Below are 20,775 nucleotides of genomic sequence, written 5' to 3' on the forward strand. Positions count from 1 at the left end.
GCGACGGGGAGCTGTTCGGCGTCTCGGTCAGGCGTCCCTCCGCTTCATCAGGATGGCCCCAGCACTCAGCGAGGCGACCACCCAGCCGAGCACGACAAGCAACTGCTGCCAGGGCTCGAGGCCGCCGGGGATACCCGATTCTATTCCGAGGCCGCCGAGCCCCGCATCGGAGAGAAGATACGGGATCATGTTCGCTGCCCAGTCCGCGGGAATCAGCTGCAGGACGGTCGGAAGAATGAGGATGATGCCGAGCACAACGGCGATCCCACCGGCCGAGCTGCGCACCACGGCACCGACTCCGAGGGCGAAGACGGCGATGAGGGCGAGATAGAGCGCCCCGCCGACGACGGCACGCAGAACATCCGGATCGGTGATCGGGGCGGCAACGTCACTCGCCGCGAGGAACGGGCTTCCGATCAGGTACGCGCCGACCGTCGACACGAGGCCGACGACGAACGTCGCCGCGAACAGCACGATGCTCTTCGCCCACAGCACCGGGAGCCGCCTGGGCACCGAAGTGAGTGTCGATCGGATCATGCCCGTGCCGTATTCGCCGGCGATGAACAGCACACCGAGAACAGCGGCAACCAGCTGTCCGAGCGCAACGGGGAACGAACTCACCTGCATGACGATCGCGGTCTGGGCTTCTGCCGGGACCTGCCCCTCGATGCTGCTCGCCAGCGTCCCAGCCATCAGCGCGGCGAGTCCGATCGAGATCAGCACGAGGACGGCGTAGGACCAGACGGTCGAACGCAGGCTGCGCAGTTTGATCGTCTCCGAACGCAGGATGCCGGAGAAACGGACCGGATTCGTGGACGCGGCCGACGGTATCCGCAGGTGTGGCGCTTGTGGCGCAGGGGTCAGCGTTTCGGTAGTCATCGTGTGACCTCCAGGTCTCGTGCGGAGGCACCGGTGCGGTACTCCACGTCGTCATTCGTAAGTTGCAGGTAGGCCTCTTCGAGGGAGGCGTGGATAGGAGTGAGTTCGTGGAGGGCGATTCCGCCGAGCGCGGCAAGATCGCCGACGGAGCCCGCGTCGAGCCCGGTGACGGTGAGCAGGTCGTGTTCGACATGGGTGACCGTGACATCGGGCGATGCGAGTGCGGACGCGAGAACGGATGCCTGTGGTGAGCGAACCCGGACGCTCGCGCGGGCAGCCCCACCGATCACATCCTTCACAGCGGCATCGGCAATTACACGTCCCTTGCCGAGCACGATCAGGTGATCAGCGGTGACGGCCATCTCGCTCATCAGGTGGCTCGACAGCAAAACGGTGCGCCCTTCGGCGGCCAGGCTGCGGACCAGTGAGCGAACCCAGCGCACTCCTTCGGGGTCGAGTCCGTTGATCGGCTCATCGAGGATGAGCGTCTGCGGGTCCCCGAGCAGGGCAGCGGCGATGCCGAGCCTCTGCCCCATACCGAGCGAGAAGCCACCGACTCGCTTGCGCGCGACGGACTCGAGGCCGGTAAGTTCGATGACCTCCCGCACGCGGCGTTTCGGGATGCTGTGGGTTGCGGCGAGAGCGAGAAGATGGTTCTCGGCGCTCCGCCCCGTGTGCATCGCCTTCGCGTCGAGCAGCGCTCCGACCTCGTGGAGGGGTGAGGCGTGGTCGGCGTAGGGCCGACCGTTGACGGTGACCGAGCCGTGTGTCGGGCGGTCGAGTCCGACGATCATGCGCATCGTCGTGGACTTTCCTGCTCCGTTCGGGCCGAGGAAACCGGTGACGATTCCAGGCCGCACAGTGAACGTGATGTCGTTCACCGCGGTCTTGGCACCGTAGGTCTTGGTGAGGTTCTGTGCTTCGATCATGCTGCGAGATTACGAGCGAAACACGTGCTGTCGCGTCCTCCCGCGGGGCATGACTGCGGGTGATTCCTCGTACCGCGGTACCGTCACCCGTGGCACCGGCGGGCGTACTCCTCGAGCTGAGAGTTACAGCCGCGAACCGTCGACGGAGAACGTGTCGCAGGCGCCAGGCCCCTGTTCGTACCCGGTGGTGAACCAGCGCTGGCGCTGCTCACTCGAACCGTGGGTCCACGCCTCCGAATTCACACCCTGGCCTGAGCCCTCCTGGATGCGATCGTCTCCGACGGCTGCCGCCGCATCGAGGGCATCCGTCACTTGCGCCTGGGTCGGCGTCTCGAGGTAATTGGTCCCGCTGGCGTCGTCGGTTTCGCTTGCGCCGGCAACCCAGGCACCGGCGAAGCAATCGGCCTGCAGCTCGATTCTGACCGAGTCTGAGTCCGGGCCGGAACCCGAGCGGTCGGCGGATTCCATGATCCCTGAGATGGCCTGAATGTGGTGGCCCCACTCGTGCGCCGCGATGTAGAGCTGAGCGAGCGGGCCACCCGTCGTGGCAAACGGTGGCTCACGCAACTGCTGGAAGAAGGAGGTGTCGATGTAGATCGTCTCGTCACCGGGGCAATAGAACGGGCCGGTGGCGCTCGACGCTGCCCCGCACCCGGTGGTCGTCGACGCTTCAAACAGGGCAAATTCCGGAGTGCGGTACTCATTGCTCGCGACCGCGGAGTAATTCTCCAGCCAGAAATCGTCGATCGACGCTCCCGCTCCGACCATGAGGCACTCGACGCTCTCGTTCGCGTCCTCCCCGGTCTGACATTCGGCGAGCGATGTCGAGTCGGGCGCCGGTCCTCCCGCGCTGCCTCCCCCGCCGATGAATCCACTCAGGTCGACACCGGTGAACTGGGCGATGAGGAACACCGCAACGACGGCGAGACCACCACCGCCGACGCCGATGGCAGTTCCACGACCGCGGCCGCGCTTGCGAACGTTGCTGCCGGAGATGTCAGAGTTCGGGTTGAAAGTCACGGGCCCAATTTATCCCCGCGACGGCGGCCGGGCCACTGATTGCGCGGGGCCAGTGATCCGGGCTAGGACGCGAAGCGGTCCGTCGCCTCGAGCAGCGCATCGAGGATCCCCGGCTCGTCGAAGGCGTGCCCGGCGTCCGGGATCATTCGCAGCTCGGCGTGGGGCATCGCTGCGGCGAGCGCCCAGGCCGTCATCGGTGGGGTGCACATGTCGTATCGTCCCTGCACGATGACGGTGGGGATGCCACGAAGCCGGCCGGCATCCCGAATCAGCTGCCCGTCTTCCCACCAGCCGCCGTGCATGAAGTAGTGGTTCTCGATCCGGGCGAAGGCAACGGCGTATGACGGCTCCGTGAACCGCGCGATGTTCGCCTCGTTGGGCAGCAGCGTGATGGTGGAGGACTCCCAGCGGGACCACGCGACTGCGGCCGGGCCGTGGACCGCGGGGTCGGGGTCGTTCAACAATCGTGAGTACGCACGAATGAGGTGGGCGCGCTGGTCAACGGGGACCGGCGCGACGAATCCCTCCCACAGGTCGGGGAAGATCGCGGAGGCGCCGCCTTCATAGAACCAGTCCAGCTCGACCTGACGCAGGGTGAAGATACCCCGGAGCACGAGCTCACTCACGCGGTCGGGGTGTGTCTCGGCGTAGGCGAGGGCGAGCGCACTCCCCCATGACCCACCGAACACCTGCCAGCTGTCGACACCGAGGTGCTCGCGGAGCTTCTCGATATCGGAGACGAGATGCCAGCTCGTGTTCGCAGACAGATCGGCGTCCGGCGCGCTCGCGTGCGGCGTGCTGCGTCCGCAACCGCGCTGGTCGAACAGGACGATGCGGTACCGGGCAGGGTCGAACAGCCGGCGATGGGTGGCACTCGTGCCACCGCCGGGTCCGCCGTGCAGGAACACGACCGGCTTGCCATCCGGGTTCCCGCTGGTCTCCCAATAGACGGCCTGACCGTCACCAACGTCGAGGTGGCCGGCGTCGAACGGTTCGATCTCGGGGTAGAGCATGCGCATCCTTCGACGGTACTCCCGTCCATCCAGTGCCGCGCGTATGCTGTGCCCCATCAACGCTGTGCCCATCGATGCTGTGCCCCTCGAAATCGAGCCCGCCGCCATCGTGCCACCGAGACCGAGGAGTTCCCATGAACGCGACCACAACGGCAACCGTCACGCTGACCGGCGCTGGCGGCCAGATCGGCTATGCCCTGCTCTTCCGGATCGCCTCCGGCCAGTTGCTCGGGCCGAACACACGGATCCGCCTCAATCTCCTCGAGATCCCGGCCGGCCTGGCGTCCGCAGAGGGGGCCGCCCTCGAGCTGTCGGATGCCGCGTTCCCGCTCCTCGACGCCGTGTCCGTCACCGATCACGCGGGCACAGCATTCGATGGCGCCAACGTTGCGCTGCTCGTCGGGTCCCGGCCGCGCGGCCCCGGCATGGAGCGCGCCGACCTGCTGGCAGCCAACGGGGCCATCTTCGGGCCGCAGGGCGCAGCGCTCAACGCCGGCGCGGCATCCGATATCCGTGTCGTCGTCGTTGGCAACCCGGCGAACACGAACGCGCTCATCGCTGCGGCGCACGCCCCGGACATCCCGCGCGAGCGGTTCACCGCGTTGACCCGGCTTGACCACAACCGCGCTGTCGGGCTCCTCGCCGACAAACTCGCCGTACCCGCAGGCGAGATCGACGGCGTCGCGATCTGGGGCAACCACTCGGCGACGCAGTATCCGGACCTGTCGCATGCCACCGCGTCAGGCAAGCGTGTGCTGGCTCTCGTCGACGAGAGCTGGGTTCGCGACGAGTTCATCCCGCGGGTCGCGAACCGCGGCGCGGAGATCATCGAGGTCCGCGGATCGAGTTCAGTCGGCTCAGCGGCGAGCGCGACCATCGATCACGTGCACGATTGGGTGAATGGGCACCGCGGACGGTGGACGAGTGTCGCACTGCCCAGCGACGGAAGCTACGGCGTACCTGATGGCCTCGTGTCGTCGTTCCCGGCCGAGAGCATCGATGGGGCGTGGCGCATCGTCGACGGCCTCGAGATCGACGATTTCTCGCGCGAGCGGATCGACGCCTCCGTGGCGGAACTTGCCACAGAACGTGAGCAGGTGCAAGCACTCGGGCTCCTTTAGCATCTGGCCCGGTATCGGGCATAGCGTGGCGTCATGGACTATCGCTATCTCGGCAATTCAGGCCTCAAGATCACCGAAATCACCTACGGCAACTGGCTCACCCACGGTTCGCAGGTCGAAAACGACACGGCGCGCCAGTGCGTCGCCGCCGCCCTCGAGAGCGGCATCACCACGTTCGACACCGCGGATGCTTACGCGAACACCGCGGCGGAGACCGTTCTGGGCGAGGCGCTCGCCTCCGAGCGGCGTGAGTCGCTCGAGATCTTCACGAAGGTCTACTGGCCGACCGGGCCGAAGGGCGCGAACGACTCAGGACTCAGCCGCAAGCACATTCTGGAGTCGATCAACGGGTCCCTGACGCGACTCGGTACCGACTACGTCGACCTGTACCAGGCTCACCGCTACGACCACGAAACGCCACTCGAGGAGACGATGCAGGCGTTCGCCGACGTCGTCCGCCAGGGTAAAGCGCTCTACATCGGTGTCTCCGAGTGGGACGCCGACCAGCTGCGCCGCGGCAGCGCCCTCGCCAAGGACCTCGGCATCTCCCTGATCTCGAACCAGCCGCAGTACTCGATGCTGTGGCGTGTGATCGAAGAAGAGGTCGTTCCTGCCTCACTCGACCTCGGCATCTCGCAGATCGTCTGGTCCCCCGTCGCCCAGGGCATCCTGACCGGCAAGTACCTGCCGGGGCAGCCGCTGCCAGAGGGCAGCAGGGCCTCCGACGAGAAGGGCGGGGCGGATGCCGTCAAGCGCTTCCTCCGCGACGACGTTCTCACCGCGGTGCAGGCCCTCAAGCCGATCGCCGACGAGCAGGGACTCACCCTCGCGCAGCTCGCGATCGCGTGGGTCCTCGCGAACGACAACGTCGCATCCGCCATCATCGGTGCGTCTCGACCAGAACAGGTCCGCGACAACGTGAAAGCAGCGGGAGTGAAGCTTGACGCCGACACCCTGTCGCGCATCGATGAGGCCCTTGGGTCGATCCCGGAGACCGACCCGCGCAAGACGGTGTCGCCCGAGACGCGCCCGTCCTGAATCCTCTTCCCACTCCGAACGAAAGGCCGATCATGAGTCGAGTCGTCATCATCGGTGGGCATGGTTCCATCGCCCGCCTGCTCACCCAGCAGCTCGTCGCCCGCGGCGACAGCGTGGTGAGTGTTTTCCGTAACCCTGACCACCGCGCTGACATCGAGGCCCTCGGGGCTGAGCCGTTCGTGTGCGACGTCGAGACGGCATCCGCGTCGGACCTGGTTCCCGCGATGACCGGGGCGGATGCTGTCGTCTTCGCCGCCGGTGCCGGACCGAACTCCGGTGCGGCCCGCAAGCGCACCGTGGACTTCGAGGGTTCCGTGAAGTCGGCGGATGCTGCCCAGCAGGCGGGCGTGCAGCGGTTCGTGCAGGTATCGGCGATCGGCGTCGATGAGGGCCCTGCGCCTGACGCCGACGAGGTGTGGACCGCGTACGTCGAGGCGAAGCGGGACGCGGACGACGCCTTGCGGCGCACCGGTCTCGACTGGACCATTCTCCGGCCGGGCGGGTTGACCGACGACGAGCCGACCGACCTCATCACGCTCGGGGAGCACACCGAGCGCGACTCGATTGCGCGCGCGGACGTCGCGGGGTTCATCGCCGCGGTGCTTACGTTCCCGGAGACCGCCGGTCACTCCTGGGACCTCATCTCGGGTGAGACTCCGATCCCCGCGGCCATCGCGGCGGCGGTGTCTGCGGGCTGATTCCCCACGCGTGCGATCGGATCGCCGCACTGTGTCGTTCCTGCACCGCTCGAGCGACAGAGTGTGGCGATTCGTTCGTTCTGCAGCAGTTTGCGGTGATTCGACGCATCGATCGGGCCCAAAAGGTTGTTCCCGCATTCGATCAGTCCGAAAGGGCGACCCATTCGCAGGCTGAACGACCCTTTCGGACCGATCGATCGGGAAACAAAAACGGCGGCGGCTCCCGGGAGGGAACCGCCGCCGTTTCGCGAGTCTCGCGTTACTTCTTGTGGTTCAGCGCATCGAACGACGACTTTGCCGTCTTCTCGTCGATCGGCATCTCACCGGACGCGCGGAGAGCAGCGAAGTATGCCGCCGCTTCGTCCTGACGCTCAGCCTCGATGCCCGTCGCGATCGGTGCCCGCAGGTGGTCCGGCGTGTACCCGAACGCTTCGACGAGGTCGACGGCGTGGGGACGCAGGCGCGTGAGCAGCCGGTCGATGTAGGCCGTGACCGACTGGGCGCGCTGGCCGGACATGCGCCCGTTGATGAGGTACCAGGCCGCATGCTTCTCGATCAGTTCGAAACCGAACAGATCGCGGAGCCAGGTCAGGACCTTCTTCGTGCCCGGATCGGTGATCGACGCGAGCGCCTCGGTGAACGCTTCCCACTGCAGCAGCTCGGCGTGCGCACGGGCCGCTTCGATGAGCTCGTTCTGGTTGGTGTTGAACAGAGCGGCAGCTTCGGCCTTCGACAGCTTGCTCGCAGCGCGGAGCCGACCGGCGATCGCGCCGACCATGCTCTCGACCCGGTCAGTCAGCAGCTCGCGCTGGGCGTCTTCTTCCTGCATCCGGCCAACGGAGCGGGCGGTGGAGCCGAAGTCGGCGACCGTCTGGGCGAGGGACCGCAGTCCGGTGCCGTGAACGACCTTTCCTCGGGCCTGCTCGGCCGCGAACTTGGCGAGCGTCGTGGCATCCGCACCCTTGAACCGCTTGCCGTAGTCGCCGAGGAGACGCTTCCCGACGAGCTGCAGCAGCACGTTGTTGTCGCCCTCGAACGTGACGTACACATCGAGGTCGGCGCGGAGGCTCGTGAAGCGGTTGCCCACCATAAAGCCGGCACCGCCGCAGGCCTCGCGTGCTTCCTGCAGGGTGTCGAGCGCGTGCCACGTCGACAGCGATTTGAGCGCTGCGGCGAGTGTCTCAAGGTCCTGCCTGTCGTCGTCGGTGTCGCGCTTGCCGCTGAACACACCGTCGAACTTCACGAGCAACTGGTCGTGCGCGAAGTTCTGCGCGTATGTCGTTGCGAGCTTCGGCAGCAGGCGGCGCTGGTGGCGCTGGTAGTCGAGGATCACTTCTTCCTGCACATCGCTCGCCGCGTTGAACTGGCGGCGCTGGCTGCCGTAAGTGATCGCGATCTGAAGGGCGAGAGCGGATGCCGCGACCGCGGCTCCATCGAGCGACACGCGTCCCTGGACGAGGGTGCCGAGCATCGTGAAGAAGCGGCGGCCCGGGCTTGCGATCGGTGACGAATACGTGCCGTCTTCTGCGACGTCGCCGTACCGGTTGAGCAGGTTGGTGCGCGGGATCCGCACGTCGGTGAAGTGAAGGCGGCCATTGTCGATGCCGTTGAGGCCGCCCTTGATGCCGTCGTCTTCTCCACCAACACCGGGCAGGAAGTTGCCGTCTTCGTCGCGGATCGGTACGTAGAAGCAGTGCACACCGTGGTTGACGCCATTGGTGATGAGCTGCGCGAACAGGGTCGCGGCCTTGCCGTGCACGGCCGCGTTGCCGAGGTAGTCCTTCCACGCGGCACGGAACGGCGTGTGGATGACGAACTCTTCGGTGTCGGCGTCATAGGTCGCGGTTGTGGCGATCGAGGCGACGTCTGAGCCGTGACCGATCTCGGTCATCGCGAAGGCGCCCGGGATGTCGAGGTTCATGATGCCCGGGAGCCACTTGTCGTGGTGTTCCTTCGTGCCGAGGTGCACGACGGCGGAACCGAAGAGTCCCCACTGCACGCCCGCCTTGATCTGGAGCGACGGGTCAGCGGTGACGAGTTCTTCGAAACCGGCGATGTTCCCGCCGTGGTCGTCCATACCGCCGAGGTGCTTCGGGAAGGCCCGGTGCACCTGGCCGTTCTCTACGAGCAGTTTGAGCTGGCCGAAAACGCGCTCGCGGTGCTCGGCGAGGTTCTGGCCCTCGATGCGGTGGAACTCCGGGCGGGCAGAGAGCCGACGTGCAGCACGCCTCTGCTCAGGCCAGCTGCCGAGCAGCTTCTCACTCAGCTCGTCCGTGTTGATCCGGATCCCCTCAGCGGCGTGGTCGTCGAGGATGCCGTCGTCGACCGTGTCAGCGGTCCTGATGGTGGTGTCAACCATGGGAATTCCTTCGTCTTTGATGTCTTCAAGCACGTGTTCTTCCACGGTACGAGTCTTCGCCACACCGGAGAAATACCCCGTCCCCGGGCTACAAACGCTCCCGGCGACGAGCCGAACCCGCTTGAGGAAACCTACAGGGGGCGACCCGTATTTACAGCTACTGTCCACAAAGGCGGCGCAACCGGCGACGCTTGAACCGAACGATTACGCCGCGCCTCACCACCGCCATGAATAACAGCGTATGGTCGAGGAACAACGCCGGTACAGCCCGGCAGGTCAAAGGAGTAACGGATGCCTAGTAAGTCACCCCAGAAGAACTCTGCGAAGAAGGAACCCGCGAAGTCCCTCAAGGAGAAGCGCGCCGACAAAAAGCAGAAGGGCGAGGACAAGGCCCGCAAGGGCTAAACCTCCCACACACGTAGGCGCTGTGCCGACCCCCGGGTCGGTGCAGCGCCCTTCTTTTTGCCTGTTACGCCGCGGCGACGACTTCGAGGAGTGCGGCACCGTAGCTCGAGCGTTTCTTCTCACCGATTCCGCTGATGCGGCCGAGGTCCTCCACCGTCGCGGGGCGGGCCGTCGCGATTTCGCGCAGTGTGGCATCCCCGAACACGATGTACGCGGGCACGCCCTGCTCCTTCGCTTCGGCAGCACGCCAGGCCCGGAGCGCCTCGAACAGCTCCTGGTCGGCAGGTGCCAGGTCCGCGACGGCGGCCTTTCGCGCCGATCCGGATGACGCTCGACGTTCCGGCTCGGTCCGCATCGGAACGGGCATCGACCCGGAAAGCACCTCCGCGCTCCCCTCGGTGAGCCCGAGCGTTCCGTACTCGCCACGGGTGGCGAGCAATCGCTTCGCGAGCAGCTGACGCACGACTCCGCGCCACTGCTGTTCGCTCAAGTCTGCGCCGATCCCCCACGTCGCGATCGTTTCGTGCGAGTGCTGGGTGGTGCGGGCCGTCGTCTTTCCCCGGAGAATGTCGATGAGGTGCCCGGCACCGAACTCCTGGTTGCGCTCCCGCTTGAGCCGAACGATCGTCGACAGCAGTTTTTGCGCCGGAATCGTGCCGTCCCACACCGCCGGCGGGTCGAGGCACGTGTCGCAGTTACCGCACGGCTCGGAGGGCTGGCCGAAGTAGCTGAGCAGATTACGCCTGCGGCACTCCACCGTCTCGCAGAGCGCGAGCATCGCGTCGAGGTGCGCGGCCATTCGGCGGCGATGCGCGAGGTCGCCCGGCGACTCATCGATCATCCGACGCAACTGAACGACGTCCTGAAGCCCGTAGGCAAGCCAGGCGACGGATGCTTCTCCGTCGCGCCCCGCTCGCCCGGTCTCCTGGTAGTAACCCTCAACGCTCTTGGGAAGATCGATGTGCGCGACGAACCGCACGTCGGGTTTGTCGATGCCCATTCCGAAGGCGATGGTTGCCACGATGACGATTCCGTCTTCACGCAGGAACCGGGACTGGGTGCGCTGGCGCAGCGACGAATCGAGGCCGGCGTGGTACGGGAGTGCCGTAATGCCGTTGGCCTGCAGGTGCGCGGCGGTCTTCTCCACGGTGTTGCGACTCAGGGCGTAGACGATGCCGGCCTGCCCCGCTCCTTCTTTACGAATGAAGTCGACGAGCTGCTTGCGGGGTTCGTTCTTCGGCACGATCCTGTACTGGATGTTCGGCCGGTCGAAGCTCGCGACGAAGTGCCTGGCGTTCGAAAGGTGGAGCCGGTCGGTGATCTCGCGATGCGTCGCATCCGTCGCCGTTGCGGTGAGGGCGATCCGCGGAACGTCTGGCCAGCGCTCGGCGAGGTCGCCGAGGGTGAGGTAGTCGGGACGGAAGTCGTGCCCCCACTGGGAGACGCAGTGCGCCTCGTCGATCGCGAACAGGGCGATCTTTCCGTTGGCGAGGAACCGTTTGGTCGACTCCGAGCCGAGCCGCTCCGGCGCGACGTAAAGGAGGTCGAGTTCGCCGGCGAGGTAGGCGCGCTCCACCCGGTCACGCTCCTCGGGTGATTGCGTCGAGTTGAGGAAAGCGGCGCTCACTCCGACGGCGAGAAGCGCGTCGACCTGGTCCTGCATGAGCGCGATGAGCGGAGAAACAACGACGCCGGTGCCCTCACGCACGATCGACGGCACCTGGTAGCAGAGGCTCTTGCCGCCCCCGGTGGGCATGAGCACGACAGCGTCACCGCCGGCAACGACCTGGTCGACGATCGCCTCCTGCTCGCTGCGGAAAGAGTCGAAACCGAACACACGCGACAGGACCTCGCTCGCGGTGGGGCGAACGGCGGTCGGACTGGGGGTCGGGGCGGTTGTCACCTCACGAACGATAGCCTGCGCCCCTGACAACCGGCGAATTCCACCGGGGTGACCAACGACAAAAACCGGCCGCCCCGAAGAACAGGGACGGCCGGTTTTGAATGCTGCGCTACACGGTCGGGTTCGCCGGGTCGTCGTCGGTCGCGTCTGCGCCTGCTGCCGGACGGCGGAGACGGACAACGATGAAGACGACGACGGCGGCGAGGAGAAGAACGCCGAGCGCGACACCGATCCACACGATGTCCGATGCGGCCGTCGTGGAGGTGTCCTCAGCATCGGCCGCCGGCGTTGTCGACGCTTCGTCCGTGGCATCCGGTGCCGGTGCTGGCGTTGCCTCGTCCGGCGCCGGGGATCCTGATGCCGACGGTGCCTCGCCACAGGTCGGCGGAACCGGGAACCCGTCGCCCAGTTCCTGGCCCTCCGCCGGCTGCCAGGTGAAGACGATGTCGCCGCCACTGTCGGCGCTCGTGATCGGGTGGCCGTCGGCCGAGACCACTCCCCAGGCGATCGTGTAATCGCCCGGCTCGCCGAGCGAGACCGGCATGGTGATGCTCGTCCCGTCGACGGTGGCGCAGCCGTCGCCGTAGTACAGCTCCTCGGCGCCGGGGCCTCGCACCTGCAGGAAGGTGGTGGGACTGTCAAGACCGGAATCGAGCAGGGCGTCACTCGTCGTGATCACCACGATGCCGGGCTGCTCGGTCACCACCGCTCCGGACGCGGGTGCCGAGGACACGAACGCGTTGTGGGCGTTCGCGGGTGCGAGGCCGACGAGAGTCGCCAGGGCGATCCCGGCGATCGTGCCGATACCGGTCAGTGTGCGGAGCTTCATGAGTTCGAACCTTTCGAGGATGCAGCCGCGGAGGGACGGCGGCTGGCGAGAATCGCGAGAACGATGCCAGCGAGGCCGACGACAAGGCCGCCGAGCCCGAGGGTTCTGGCGACGAGGTCTGGTTCCGACTGTACTGCGGCGCCGGATGCCGTCGGCCCGGCGGCGAGGTCGACACCGGCCGCTTCTCCGGAATGAGAATTCTCGGCCGCTGTCACGTCGATGGTCGGTGCTGGGGAGGCGAGGTCGTGCGGATCCTGACCGTCTTCGGCAATCTCGTTCCAGTTGGTTTCGCCGGCCTCACACGTCTGAAGAACGGGGAAGACGAGCGTCGTGCCTTCTGCTTCGGCCGGGAGGGTGAGCTGCAGCGTGACGGTGTCGCGGAACCCGTCCTCGAGCGGCGTGGCGGCGGTGTAGACCACTTCACCGACTCGCTGCACGAGAGAGTTGCCATGGGCGTCTGTGATCGGTTCGGCGAGGTCGACGAGGACCTTCTCGGCGCTCCAGTTCGGGTTAACCGTCGGCGTCACCGAGACGATCTCTTCGGGGATCGTGAAGGTGAGCCCGGTCGTGGCGGAACCATCACACCCGTGCCCGACGGAGAACGTGAGCTGGGTTGTCGAGCCGGCCGTCGTGGACGACGGCGAGACGGTGACGTGCGCGGCGGCGGCGAGGGGAACGGCGAGAGCGAGGGCTGAGCCGGCGAGGATGCCGGTCACCGCCAGGCGGGTACGGGAAAGAGTCATGCGAAAGAAGTCCTTGCGAAAGAAGGGAACGAGAATGCGGCGGTTCCGGGCAACGCGCGCCGGGATGCCGGAGAGAAAACGGGGCCGATACCGGCCGTCAGGCGAAAGCGGGCGCGCCGAGCGGCGGGCCCCTGCGGCTGGCCGTCGATGGCAGCAGTGCCGTCGACACGGCGAGAACGGGCGGCCAGCCGGGCGCGGCGGGCGGCGCGGTCGTTACGAGGACGGGGCTGATTGCCGCGAGGATCGAGCGAAGTGGGAGAAGAAGCGTGGTCGCGAACTGGCGGAGCACCCGCTCGCCGCTGTGCAGCGCCGCGACGGTGACGAGAGCCGCGGCCGCGTGTGCCAGCCACATCGCGGCGCCCTCGCTCGCGTGAACGTGGGCGGAAGCATCCGTAGCGAGCGACACCATGCCGTGGTGTCCCGCCATCGTCGCCGTGCCGGAGCTCGCGGGCAACGCGGCGAAGAGAGCATGGAAGCCGCCCTGGCTGAGCACGACCGCGAGCGAGAGACGCAGCACCGAAACCCGGCCGGCAAGAGCGACGCACACGCTGACAGCGAGAACGGATGCCACGGCGAGCGCCACAACGCTCGGCGCGGTCCCGGCGGCGGCGCCGTGGGAGAACGCGGCGGCGAACGTCGAAACGGCGGCGGCGGTCAGCCCGCGCACCACCCGCATCCGTCGTTCTCGCATAAAAGTCTCCCGTCGTATCCACTGTACTTCGGAGCCGACGCCGTCTCGGATCGGTGGTCGCTCGGCATTAGCAGTTTAGGCAAGCCTCAGCTAAATTGAGGGGAGGCTTCGGCTCCGCGATCCCCGTCATTTCAGTAGAGAGCGACCATGCGAAACAGCAGCACCCGGCTCCTCCTCACCTGCGCGGCGATCGGTGTCGGAGGCGGGCTCGTGTTCGTGGCGAGCGGCTATGTGCAGGGACTCATGGCGGCCACCCTGCCGATTCTCTACGGCTCGCTCGTCGGCATCTACTTCTTCCCCGGCGTCATCGCCCAGTCCCTGCTCCGTCGCGGCGGCGTCGCCCTCCTTACCGGACTGTTCGCCGGTCTCGTCGCCGCTGCGTTCAGCCCGCAGTGGTTCTTCCGCTACCTCGGCGCTGGGCTCGCCATCGGTCTGCTCCAGGAGCTGCCGTTCCTCGTCACCCGCTACCGCTACTGGCGGGCGTGGATTTTCTACCTCGCAGCGGCCTTCGCTGGCCTCCTGTTCGGGCTCGGCGTATTTGTGTTCATCGGCCTCGAGCACTTCGCCGGCTGGGCCAACCTCGTCTACTTCGCCCTGTTCGCGATCAGCCCCGTCGTCGTCACCTGGCTGGGGAGGATCATCGCGGGCCGGCTCGATAAAACGGGCGTGGCGCGTGGTCTCCAGCTCGAGATCGACCGCCGCGCAGGCCGCAGGGAAATGACGAATGCGCTGATGGTCGCGGCGTGAGCCGCTGACCGGGATGGACACGCGATTCGAGGTTCCCGTGAGCGTGCGCGATGTGCGCATCCGCCACGACCAGCGCCCGGGCAACACCCCGGACGGCGTCTCTTTCGACATCGCGCCCGGTGAAGTCGCGCTTCTGCTCGGTCCGTCCGGGTGCGGCAAGTCCACGCTCGCGCTCGCTCTCAACGGGCTCATTCCGCACGCGGTTCCCGCACGGCTGTCCGGTTCGGTTCTCACCGGTGGACTCGATACGGCGGATGCCACGGTGGCGCGGCTTTCCGAAAAGGTCGCGATGGTGTTCCAGGACCCGGACGCCCAGATCGTGACCGGCTCGGTGCTCGACGAGGTGTGCTTCGGCCCCGAGAACCTGCTGCTGCCCGTCGACGTCGTGCTCGCACGGGCCGAGGAAGCGCTGCGCGCGGTAGGCCTGTGGGAACGGCGGGCCGACAACCCCGATGTTCTCTCCGGCGGTGGGCGCCAGCGGCTCAGCATCGCCTGCGCCCTCGCGATGAGGTCCCCACTCCTCGTACTGGATGAACCGACCGCAAACCTTGACCCGGCGGGGATCGACGAGGTCTACGCCGTTCTCCGGGAGCTCACGCGGACGTCGCGCCTGTCCATCCTGCTCATCGAACACAACCTCGATGCCGCAATCGACCTCGTCGACCGGGTCATCGTGCTCGACCGGCAGGGACGCATCGCGCTCGACGGACCGACGCGGGAGGTGCTCGCCGATCACGCCGACGAGGTTGCGGCGCTCGGAGTGTGGCTACCCGTCGTGACTCTCGCGGCGCTGCGCCTGCGCCGGGTCGGGGTGGAATTCGAATCCCTTCCCCTGACCGGCGGGGAGCTCACGGCGGCGCTCGACGGCATCCGCTCTCTCCCCCCGCTTGGCCCACCGGCTCGACGCCCGCGGAGCGAAACACCGGCGATCACCGTGCGGAATCTTTCCGTGACGCGGGCAAAGACGCAAGTGCTGGATGCGATCTCTCTTGACATCCCGGACGGTGACTTCACGGCGGTGATCGGCACGAACGGGGCGGGCAAGACGACCCTTGTCCAGGCGATCGCCGGGGTCGTTCCACCGCCGCGCGGACGAATCCGTGTGGGCGGTCTGGACCCTGCAACCACAGATGTACGGGCTCTGGCCGCTCGAATCGGGTTCGTGTTCCAGAACCCCGAGCACCAGTTCGTCGAGAACACGGTGGAGGACGAACTTGCCCGGGGTCTCCTGCTTGCCGGGGGACGCTCTCCGTTGTCGGCCGCAGAAGTTGAGTCGACAGTGAGCGCGATGCTCGAGCGGTTCGGGCTCGCCAGCCTGCGGGATGCTCACCCGTTCCTCCTCTCCGGTGGCCAGAAACGCCGGCTTTCGGTCGGCACCGTTCTTGTGACAGGCGCTCCTGTCCTCGTGCTTGACGAGCCGACGTTCGGGCAGGATCGGGAGCGCGCCGGTGAGCTGCTCGATCTGCTCTCTGACCTGAACCGGGCGGGACGAACGATCGTCACGGCGACCCACGACCTGCAGCTCGTTGCCGAACACGCAACGTCGGTCGCCGTTCTTGCGGCGGGCAGGCTGCTGGCGTACGGCCCGGCGGCCGAGATCCTCGGGGACGCCGAGCTCATCGCCCAAGCCGGACTCCGCCCGCCGCCACTTGCCCGGGCACTCCGGGGCGTCACCCGTCATCCCGAGTGGCAATCGATCACCCGCATTGCCGATCTCCCGGGAGCACCGGCATGACCGACCCGTTTGCGCCACCAACGGTCACGCCCGGGTACTTTCTCTCCGGGCTCAACCCGCTGGCGAAGCTCGCCGCTCCACTGCCGTTCATGCTGTGGTTACTGCTCGTGCGGGACGTGTGGACTCCTCTTCTCTTTCTCGTCTTCGCTATGGTCACGATCCTCGCCGGAGCACGACTCTCGTGGCGCGCGCTGCTTCTCCTCGTTGCGGGCCTGCCAGCCGTCGTACTTGTGCTCTCGCTGAGCTTCGGACTGTGGACGGATGCCTCGCGCGTCGACACGACGCCGCTCGTCTTCCAGCTCGGAGAGTTCCGGTTCTTCCAGGGCGCGTGGCTGATCGGACTTGCGACGGCACTACGGCTCGGCGCCGTGCTCACGCTCGCGCTTATCCCCGGGCTGACGACGACCGGTCCCGACCTGGTCCGCGCATCGGTTCAGCACCTTCGAGTGCCGTACCGGGTTGGCTACACGGCTCTGGCCGCGTACCGCTTCGTGCCGCGGTTCCGCCACGACCTCGACCTGATCCGGCAGGCTCACCGCGTGCGGGGAGTATCGGGAGGACGCGGGCCGGTCGCCGGCATCCGTCGGGTTCTTGGCTACATCGTTCCGCTGCTCGCGGGGGCTATCCGGCACGCTGAGCGGGTCTCGTTCGCGATGGATTCGCGCGCCTTCGGTGCCCACGACTCTCGCACCGAGCGGCACTCACTCCCGTTGCGCGCGCGGGATGGTGTCTTCGTCGGGCTGTTCTGGTTGTGCGGCGCAGGGCTTCTCGTGCTGGCGGGCTACCTCGGGTGATCCCACTCGGAGCAAGCAGCACCTTCGCGGCGATGGCCCCGCAGGGATTCGTGTGAATCCCTGCGGGGCCTTCGCTTCAAAATTGCGCTTCGTAAGAGAAATGCTACGCCGCTCTCGACAGATTTCAAGGGGGAGATTGTCCACAGATCGGTGATGAACGCGCCGCCTGTTCGAATCTATGTTCTAATGAAGAGATGCGATGGGATGCACAACAGCTGGGCACCGAAGAGCCGTCGGCGCTGCCGGGTCTTGCGAAGCTCAACAACCTCGTGCGGAGCGTATCGACGCCCGAGTTCGCCGGGGTCACCTTTCACGAGGTGCTGGCCAAGTCTGCGCTCAACCGGGTGCCCCGGCAGTCGCAAATGCCGTTCGGATGGACGATCAATCCGTACCGTGGCTGCAGCCATGCGTGCGCCTATTGTTTTGCCCGACCGACCCACACATACCTCGATTTCAACGCCGGCGACGACTTCGACAACCAGGTGGTCGTGAAGATCAACGTGGCCGATGTGCTCGCCAAAGAGGTCGCCAAGCCGAGCTGGGGCCGGCACCCCGTCGCGCTCGGAACCAACACCGACCCGTACCAGCGCGCTGAGGGCAAGTACAGCCTCATGCCCGGAATCATCGAGGCGCTCGCCCGGTCGGGCACTCCGCTGTCGATCCTGACGAAAGGCACGCTGCTCCGGCGTGACCTGCCACTGCTCGCCGAGGTCGCCCAGACGGTCCCGGTCGACCTGGCGATGTCGATCGCCATTTACGACGACGAACTGCAGAAGTCGATCGAGCCAGGTACCCCCTCGGCGAAGGCCCGGCTCGCGACCGTGACCGCCGTGCGCGACGCCGGGCTCGACTGCAGCGTCTTCCTCATGCCGATCCTGCCGTACCTCACCGACACCAAAGCACACCTCGATGAGGCACTGCGGCGGGTGAAGCAGGCGGGAGGCACGAGCGTGCTCTTCACCTCGCTGTACCTCAAGCCGGGAGTGAAGCCGTGGTTCATGCACTGGCTGGAGCGACAGCATCCGGAACTGGTTCCGAAGTACACCGAGCTCTACTCCCGCGGCCAGTACGCCCCCAAGGAGTACCGCAAGTGGCTGGCCGACCGCATCTCACCGCTCATCCGCGCCCATGGGCTGGAGCGGGGGCGCGAGGACCCGTCGACGGGCGGCATCCGATCGAAAGCGCTCGGGATGCTGCGCAACGACGATGGTGAGCGCGTCGCCTTCGCCAGCGACGACGGGTCGACGGGTGCCCGCATCCTGCCGGCGACCGAACAGCCGATGTTGTTCTGAGGCCGCGACCCGAACCGCTCGACCAACGAAAACACCCGCCCCGGACGAAAGCACCCGGTGGAGCGGGTGAGTTCGTCCGGAACGGGTGTTCCGGTACAGCAGGTGTTATCGCGTGAGCTTCGCGTTGGTCATGCGACCGGCGATCTCTTCGACGATCTCGTCGCCGGGGCGAGCGTTGACGTAGTCCGCCTCGATCTCGGCGCGGCCGAGGAGGTCGGTCATCCGGCGCTGGCGTGCCTTCGGAATGAGCGTGACGACCATTCCTTCCTTGCCGGCGCGGCCGGTGCGGCCCGAACGGTGGAGGTAGGTCTTGTACTCGTCGGGCGCATCAGCCTGGATGACCAGGGTGATGTCATCGACGTGGATGCCACGCGCGGCGACGTCGGTCGCGACCAGCACGTTCACTCGCCCGGAGGTGAGCTGCGCGAGGTTGCGGGTACGACGGGCCTGGTTGAGGTCACCATGGAGTGAAACAGCACGGATGCCGGCATCTTCCAGCTGGTCCGCGAGACGCTCGGCGTACGCACGGGTGCGCGAGAAGATCAGGGTCTTCTCGTCGCGGTTCGCGAGTTCCTCGATGAGGCGGTCTTTGTCGCGGTGCTCGACAACGAGGACGCGGTGGTCGATCGTTGCTGAGGCCTGGTCTTCACCGGCGACCTCGTGCACGGACGGGTTCGGCAGGAACTCCTTGACGAGTGACGCGACGCCCTTGTCGAGCGTTGCCGAGAAGAGCAGCTTCTGCCCACGGGGAGCCGTGAGGCGGAGGATCCGCTGGACCGGCTCGAGGAAGCCAAGGTCGCACATGTGGTCGGCCTCGTCCAGGACGGTGACCGTCACCTCTGAGAGGTCAAGGCGACCCTGCTCGATGAGGTCTTCGATGCGGCCGGGTGTTCCGACGATGATGTCGACACCACGCTGGAGGGCACCGACCTGGCGGGCCTGCGGAACACCGCCGTAGATCTGCGTGGTGAACAGGCCGACGCTGCGGGCGATCGGCTGAACGGTGCGGTCGATCTGAAGTGCCAGCTCACGGGTCGGAGCAAGGATGAGGGCGCGGGGCTTGCGGCCCATGGCGCGCTTCTTGCCTCCACCGTTCTCCATCAGCTTCTCGACGAGCGGCGCACCGAAGGCAATGGTCTTGCCTGATCCGGTACGGCCACGGCCAAGGACGTCCCGACCGGCGATGACATCGGGGATGGTCGCTGCCTGGATCGGGAACGGGCTCGGGGCGCCGAGCTCGGCGAGCGCGGCAACGATGTTGCCACCGAGGCCGAGGTCGGAGAAGCTCACACCGACGACGTCAGTCGCGAGGGTCGCCTGTGCTTCGAGCCGCTCGAGCACCACGTCGTCCTCGGGCGTGAAGTTACCCTTGGCGTCGCGGTTCGGGTAGAAGTTCTTCTCGCCGGCGTCGCGGCGGGGACGGTCGGTGCCGAAGTCCTTGCGGGGGCCACGGTCGTCCCGGTTGTAGGAACCGCGCTCGGGGCGATCGCTGAATGAACGCTGCGGGCGGTCGTCGCGACCGGTCGACGTGCGGCCTGTCGAGGGGCGCTCGATGCGCTCTCCACGTGTGAAGTTCGGGCGGCCGCCGTTGTACGCGGGACGCTCGGCGCGCTCGGCATCACGGTTGTACGCGGGACGCTCGGTGCGGTCCGGACGGTTCTCACCACGGTTGTAGGCAGGACGCTCAGCGCGTTCCCCACGGTTATAGGCGGGACGCTCGTTGCGGTCCGGACGGTTCTCACCACGGTTGTACGCGGGACGCTCAGCGCGTTCCCCACGGTTATAGGCGGGACGCTCGTTGCGGTCCGGACGGTTCTCACCACGGTTGTACGCGGGACGCTCGGTCCGCTCGCCACGGTTGTAGGCGGGACGCTCAGTGCGCTCGTTGCGGTCCGGACGGTTCTCGCCCCGGTTGTAGGCGGGACGCTCGTTCCGGTCGGGACGGTTCTCGCCACGGTTGTACGACGGGCGCTCGTTGCGGTCGGGGCGGTTCTCACCACGGTTGTACGACGGGCGCTCGGAGTTGCGCGCGGCAGGAGCGTCGTAGCGCTCGTTGCGGGGGGCACGCTGTTCGCGCGGCTCGTCGGAGTGACGGCGGGCGGCACGCTCGTCAGCGTTCCAGCGAGCCTTCTTGGGGGCGTCACCCTCAACGGGACGGTAGCCGCGGTGTCCGGCACTACGGCTGCCGGGCGCTCCAGCCGGTCCGCCACTCTTGCGGGCGTAGCCGGGATCGAAGTTCTTGGCGGGGCGTCCGCCAGCTGGCTTGTTATTTTTGGGCATAGTACTTTCCGGGTTTTAAATATGCATGAATCGCAAAGCGCGCGCGGCAAAACCGCGGCATTCTTATACCCGAGCAGTCGATGGCCGGGACCGTTTCACATCGTGTGAATACGTACGCGTTATCGCGACGTACAACCGGCCCACCAGACTTACAAACCCTTCCGCGGTACATTCCGCGGTGTCCAGAGCCGACCCGGCAACATTACCGGAGTCCGAGCCGGATGTCACGCAAAAGTGAAGATTTGGCCCATGAGATCACATATTCGAGGCAAATCCCCAGAATGGGCTTGATCGGCGGT

Annotated in this window: 17 protein-coding genes; 7 read left to right on the forward strand and 10 right to left on the reverse strand. The window is 66.7% G+C overall.

The genetic code is table 11. The annotated features are described in order from the left end of the window. Nucleotides 1-27 precede the first annotated feature (27 nt). From ACWA1Q_RS12240 to pip, 4 genes are all read right to left on the reverse strand, one after another. Nucleotides 28-879, reverse strand: coding sequence for an ABC transporter permease (locus ACWA1Q_RS12240; RefSeq protein WP_463757688.1), 852 nt, complete (start codon nt 877-879; stop codon nt 28-30). Beyond that, the gene (locus tag ACWA1Q_RS12245; RefSeq protein ID WP_463757690.1) at nt 876-1,808 is read right to left on the reverse strand and encodes an ABC transporter ATP-binding protein; all 933 of its coding nucleotides are present in this window, start codon (nt 1,806-1,808) and stop codon (nt 876-878) included. The genes ACWA1Q_RS12240 and ACWA1Q_RS12245 overlap by 4 nt, the downstream gene beginning before the upstream one ends. Nucleotides 1,809-1,931: 123 nt before the next feature. Continuing rightward, on the reverse strand, nt 1,932-2,828 hold the full coding sequence (gene ypfJ / locus ACWA1Q_RS12250; RefSeq protein WP_463757691.1) for a KPN_02809 family neutral zinc metallopeptidase: 897 nt from the start codon (nt 2,826-2,828) through the stop codon (nt 1,932-1,934). 62 nt (nt 2,829-2,890) lie between these two features. Further along, nucleotides 2,891-3,847, reverse strand: a complete 957-nt coding sequence (gene pip / locus ACWA1Q_RS12255; RefSeq protein WP_463757692.1) for a prolyl aminopeptidase — start codon at nt 3,845-3,847, stop codon at nt 2,891-2,893. Nucleotides 3,848-3,975: 128 nt separating this feature from the next. Here pip and ACWA1Q_RS12260 point away from each other — a divergent pair, with 128 nt between their 5' ends. Genes ACWA1Q_RS12260 through ACWA1Q_RS12270 form a run of 3 tightly spaced genes read left to right on the forward strand, consistent with a single transcriptional unit; the run spans nt 3,976 to nt 6,698 of the window. Further along, the gene (locus ACWA1Q_RS12260) at nt 3,976-4,962 is read left to right on the forward strand and encodes a malate dehydrogenase (protein WP_463757694.1); all 987 of its coding nucleotides are present in this window, start codon (nt 3,976-3,978) and stop codon (nt 4,960-4,962) included. Nucleotides 4,963-4,995: 33 nt separating this feature from the next. Continuing rightward, nucleotides 4,996-6,000 carry an aldo/keto reductase family protein gene (locus tag ACWA1Q_RS12265; protein WP_463757696.1) on the forward strand — a complete coding sequence of 335 codons (1,005 nt, stop codon included), beginning with the start codon at nt 4,996-4,998 and terminating at the stop codon, nt 5,998-6,000. Between the two features lie 32 nt (nt 6,001-6,032). Continuing rightward, nucleotides 6,033-6,698, forward strand: a complete 666-nt coding sequence (locus ACWA1Q_RS12270) for an SDR family oxidoreductase (protein WP_463757697.1) — start codon at nt 6,033-6,035, stop codon at nt 6,696-6,698. Between the two features lie 259 nt (nt 6,699-6,957). Here ACWA1Q_RS12270 and ACWA1Q_RS12275 read toward each other — a convergent pair whose 3' ends face one another. The 5 genes from ACWA1Q_RS12275 to ACWA1Q_RS12295 all read right to left on the reverse strand — a co-directional run bounded on the left by ACWA1Q_RS12275 (nt 6,958) and on the right by ACWA1Q_RS12295 (nt 13,628). Next, on the reverse strand, nt 6,958-9,057 hold the full coding sequence (locus tag ACWA1Q_RS12275) for an acyl-CoA dehydrogenase family protein (RefSeq protein WP_463757699.1): 2,100 nt from the start codon (nt 9,055-9,057) through the stop codon (nt 6,958-6,960). Nucleotides 9,058-9,526: 469 nt separating this feature from the next. After that, nucleotides 9,527-11,365, reverse strand: coding sequence for a DNA helicase RecQ (recQ, locus tag ACWA1Q_RS12280; RefSeq protein ID WP_463757700.1), 1,839 nt, complete (start codon nt 11,363-11,365; stop codon nt 9,527-9,529). Between the two features lie 109 nt (nt 11,366-11,474). Further along, entirely contained in the window at nt 11,475-12,194 is a 720-nt protein-coding gene (locus ACWA1Q_RS12285; protein ID WP_463757702.1) for a copper resistance CopC family protein, read from the reverse strand. Next, nucleotides 12,191-12,937, reverse strand: a complete 747-nt coding sequence (locus tag ACWA1Q_RS12290) for a YcnI family protein (RefSeq protein WP_463757703.1) — start codon at nt 12,935-12,937, stop codon at nt 12,191-12,193. The genes ACWA1Q_RS12285 and ACWA1Q_RS12290 overlap by 4 nt, the downstream gene beginning before the upstream one ends. Before the next feature lie 97 nt (nt 12,938-13,034). Then, a complete protein-coding gene (locus tag ACWA1Q_RS12295; RefSeq protein WP_463757705.1) occupies nt 13,035-13,628 on the reverse strand; it encodes a hypothetical protein in 594 nt (197 codons plus the stop codon). A 147-nt stretch (nt 13,629-13,775) separates the two neighbouring features. Between ACWA1Q_RS12295 and ACWA1Q_RS12300 the strand changes: the two genes are divergently transcribed. From ACWA1Q_RS12300 to ACWA1Q_RS12315, 4 genes are all read left to right on the forward strand, one after another. Beyond that, on the forward strand, nt 13,776-14,375 hold the full coding sequence (locus ACWA1Q_RS12300; protein ID WP_463757706.1) for an ECF transporter S component: 600 nt from the start codon (nt 13,776-13,778) through the stop codon (nt 14,373-14,375). Between the two features lie 13 nt (nt 14,376-14,388). Next, nucleotides 14,389-16,110, forward strand: coding sequence for an ABC transporter ATP-binding protein (locus ACWA1Q_RS12305; RefSeq protein ID WP_463757708.1), 1,722 nt, complete (start codon nt 14,389-14,391; stop codon nt 16,108-16,110). After that, nucleotides 16,107-16,904: an energy-coupling factor transporter transmembrane component T family protein gene (locus tag ACWA1Q_RS12310; protein ID WP_463757710.1), complete on the forward strand. Its 798-nt coding sequence runs from the start codon at nt 16,107-16,109 to the stop codon at nt 16,902-16,904. Before ACWA1Q_RS12305 ends, ACWA1Q_RS12310 begins: the two co-directional genes overlap by 4 nt. Nucleotides 16,905-17,098: 194 nt before the next feature. After that, entirely contained in the window at nt 17,099-18,196 is a 1,098-nt protein-coding gene (locus ACWA1Q_RS12315) for an Rv2578c family radical SAM protein (RefSeq protein WP_463757711.1), read from the forward strand. A 105-nt stretch (nt 18,197-18,301) separates the two neighbouring features. Here ACWA1Q_RS12315 and ACWA1Q_RS12320 read toward each other — a convergent pair whose 3' ends face one another. Further along, nucleotides 18,302-20,476, reverse strand: coding sequence for a DEAD/DEAH box helicase (locus ACWA1Q_RS12320; protein ID WP_463757712.1), 2,175 nt, complete (start codon nt 20,474-20,476; stop codon nt 18,302-18,304). Between the last annotated feature and the right edge of the window lie 299 nt (nt 20,477-20,775).

It is taken from the genome of Mycetocola sp. TRD_SC_2, from assembly GCF_055361225.1.

Bases quoted from the DNA above. Each gene is read 5' to 3' on its own strand.
- ACWA1Q_RS12310 (WP_463757710.1), top strand. From the start codon at position 16,107: ATGACCGACCCGTTTGCGCCACCAACGGTCACGCCCGGGTACTTTCTC.
- ACWA1Q_RS12295 (WP_463757705.1), bottom strand. From the start codon at position 13,628: ATGCGAGAACGACGGATGCGGGTGGTGCGCGGGCTGACCGCCGCCGCC.
- ACWA1Q_RS12290 (WP_463757703.1), bottom strand. From the start codon at position 12,937: ATGACTCTTTCCCGTACCCGCCTGGCGGTGACCGGCATCCTCGCCGGC.
- ACWA1Q_RS12265 (WP_463757696.1), top strand. From the start codon at position 4,996: ATGGACTATCGCTATCTCGGCAATTCAGGCCTCAAGATCACCGAAATC.
- pip (WP_463757692.1), bottom strand. From the start codon at position 3,847: ATGCGCATGCTCTACCCCGAGATCGAACCGTTCGACGCCGGCCACCTC.
- ACWA1Q_RS12285 (WP_463757702.1), bottom strand. From the start codon at position 12,194: ATGAAGCTCCGCACACTGACCGGTATCGGCACGATCGCCGGGATCGCC.
- ACWA1Q_RS12245 (WP_463757690.1), bottom strand. From the start codon at position 1,808: ATGATCGAAGCACAGAACCTCACCAAGACCTACGGTGCCAAGACCGCG.
- ACWA1Q_RS12320 (WP_463757712.1), bottom strand. From the start codon at position 20,476: ATGCCCAAAAATAACAAGCCAGCTGGCGGACGCCCCGCCAAGAACTTC.
- ACWA1Q_RS12315 (WP_463757711.1), top strand. From the start codon at position 17,099: ATGCGATGGGATGCACAACAGCTGGGCACCGAAGAGCCGTCGGCGCTG.
- ACWA1Q_RS12260 (WP_463757694.1), top strand. From the start codon at position 3,976: ATGAACGCGACCACAACGGCAACCGTCACGCTGACCGGCGCTGGCGGC.
- ACWA1Q_RS12305 (WP_463757708.1), top strand. From the start codon at position 14,389: ATGGACACGCGATTCGAGGTTCCCGTGAGCGTGCGCGATGTGCGCATC.
- ACWA1Q_RS12240 (WP_463757688.1), bottom strand. From the start codon at position 879: ATGACTACCGAAACGCTGACCCCTGCGCCACAAGCGCCACACCTGCGG.
- ACWA1Q_RS12270 (WP_463757697.1), top strand. From the start codon at position 6,033: ATGAGTCGAGTCGTCATCATCGGTGGGCATGGTTCCATCGCCCGCCTG.
- ACWA1Q_RS12275 (WP_463757699.1), bottom strand. From the start codon at position 9,057: ATGGTTGACACCACCATCAGGACCGCTGACACGGTCGACGACGGCATC.
- ACWA1Q_RS12300 (WP_463757706.1), top strand. From the start codon at position 13,776: ATGCGAAACAGCAGCACCCGGCTCCTCCTCACCTGCGCGGCGATCGGT.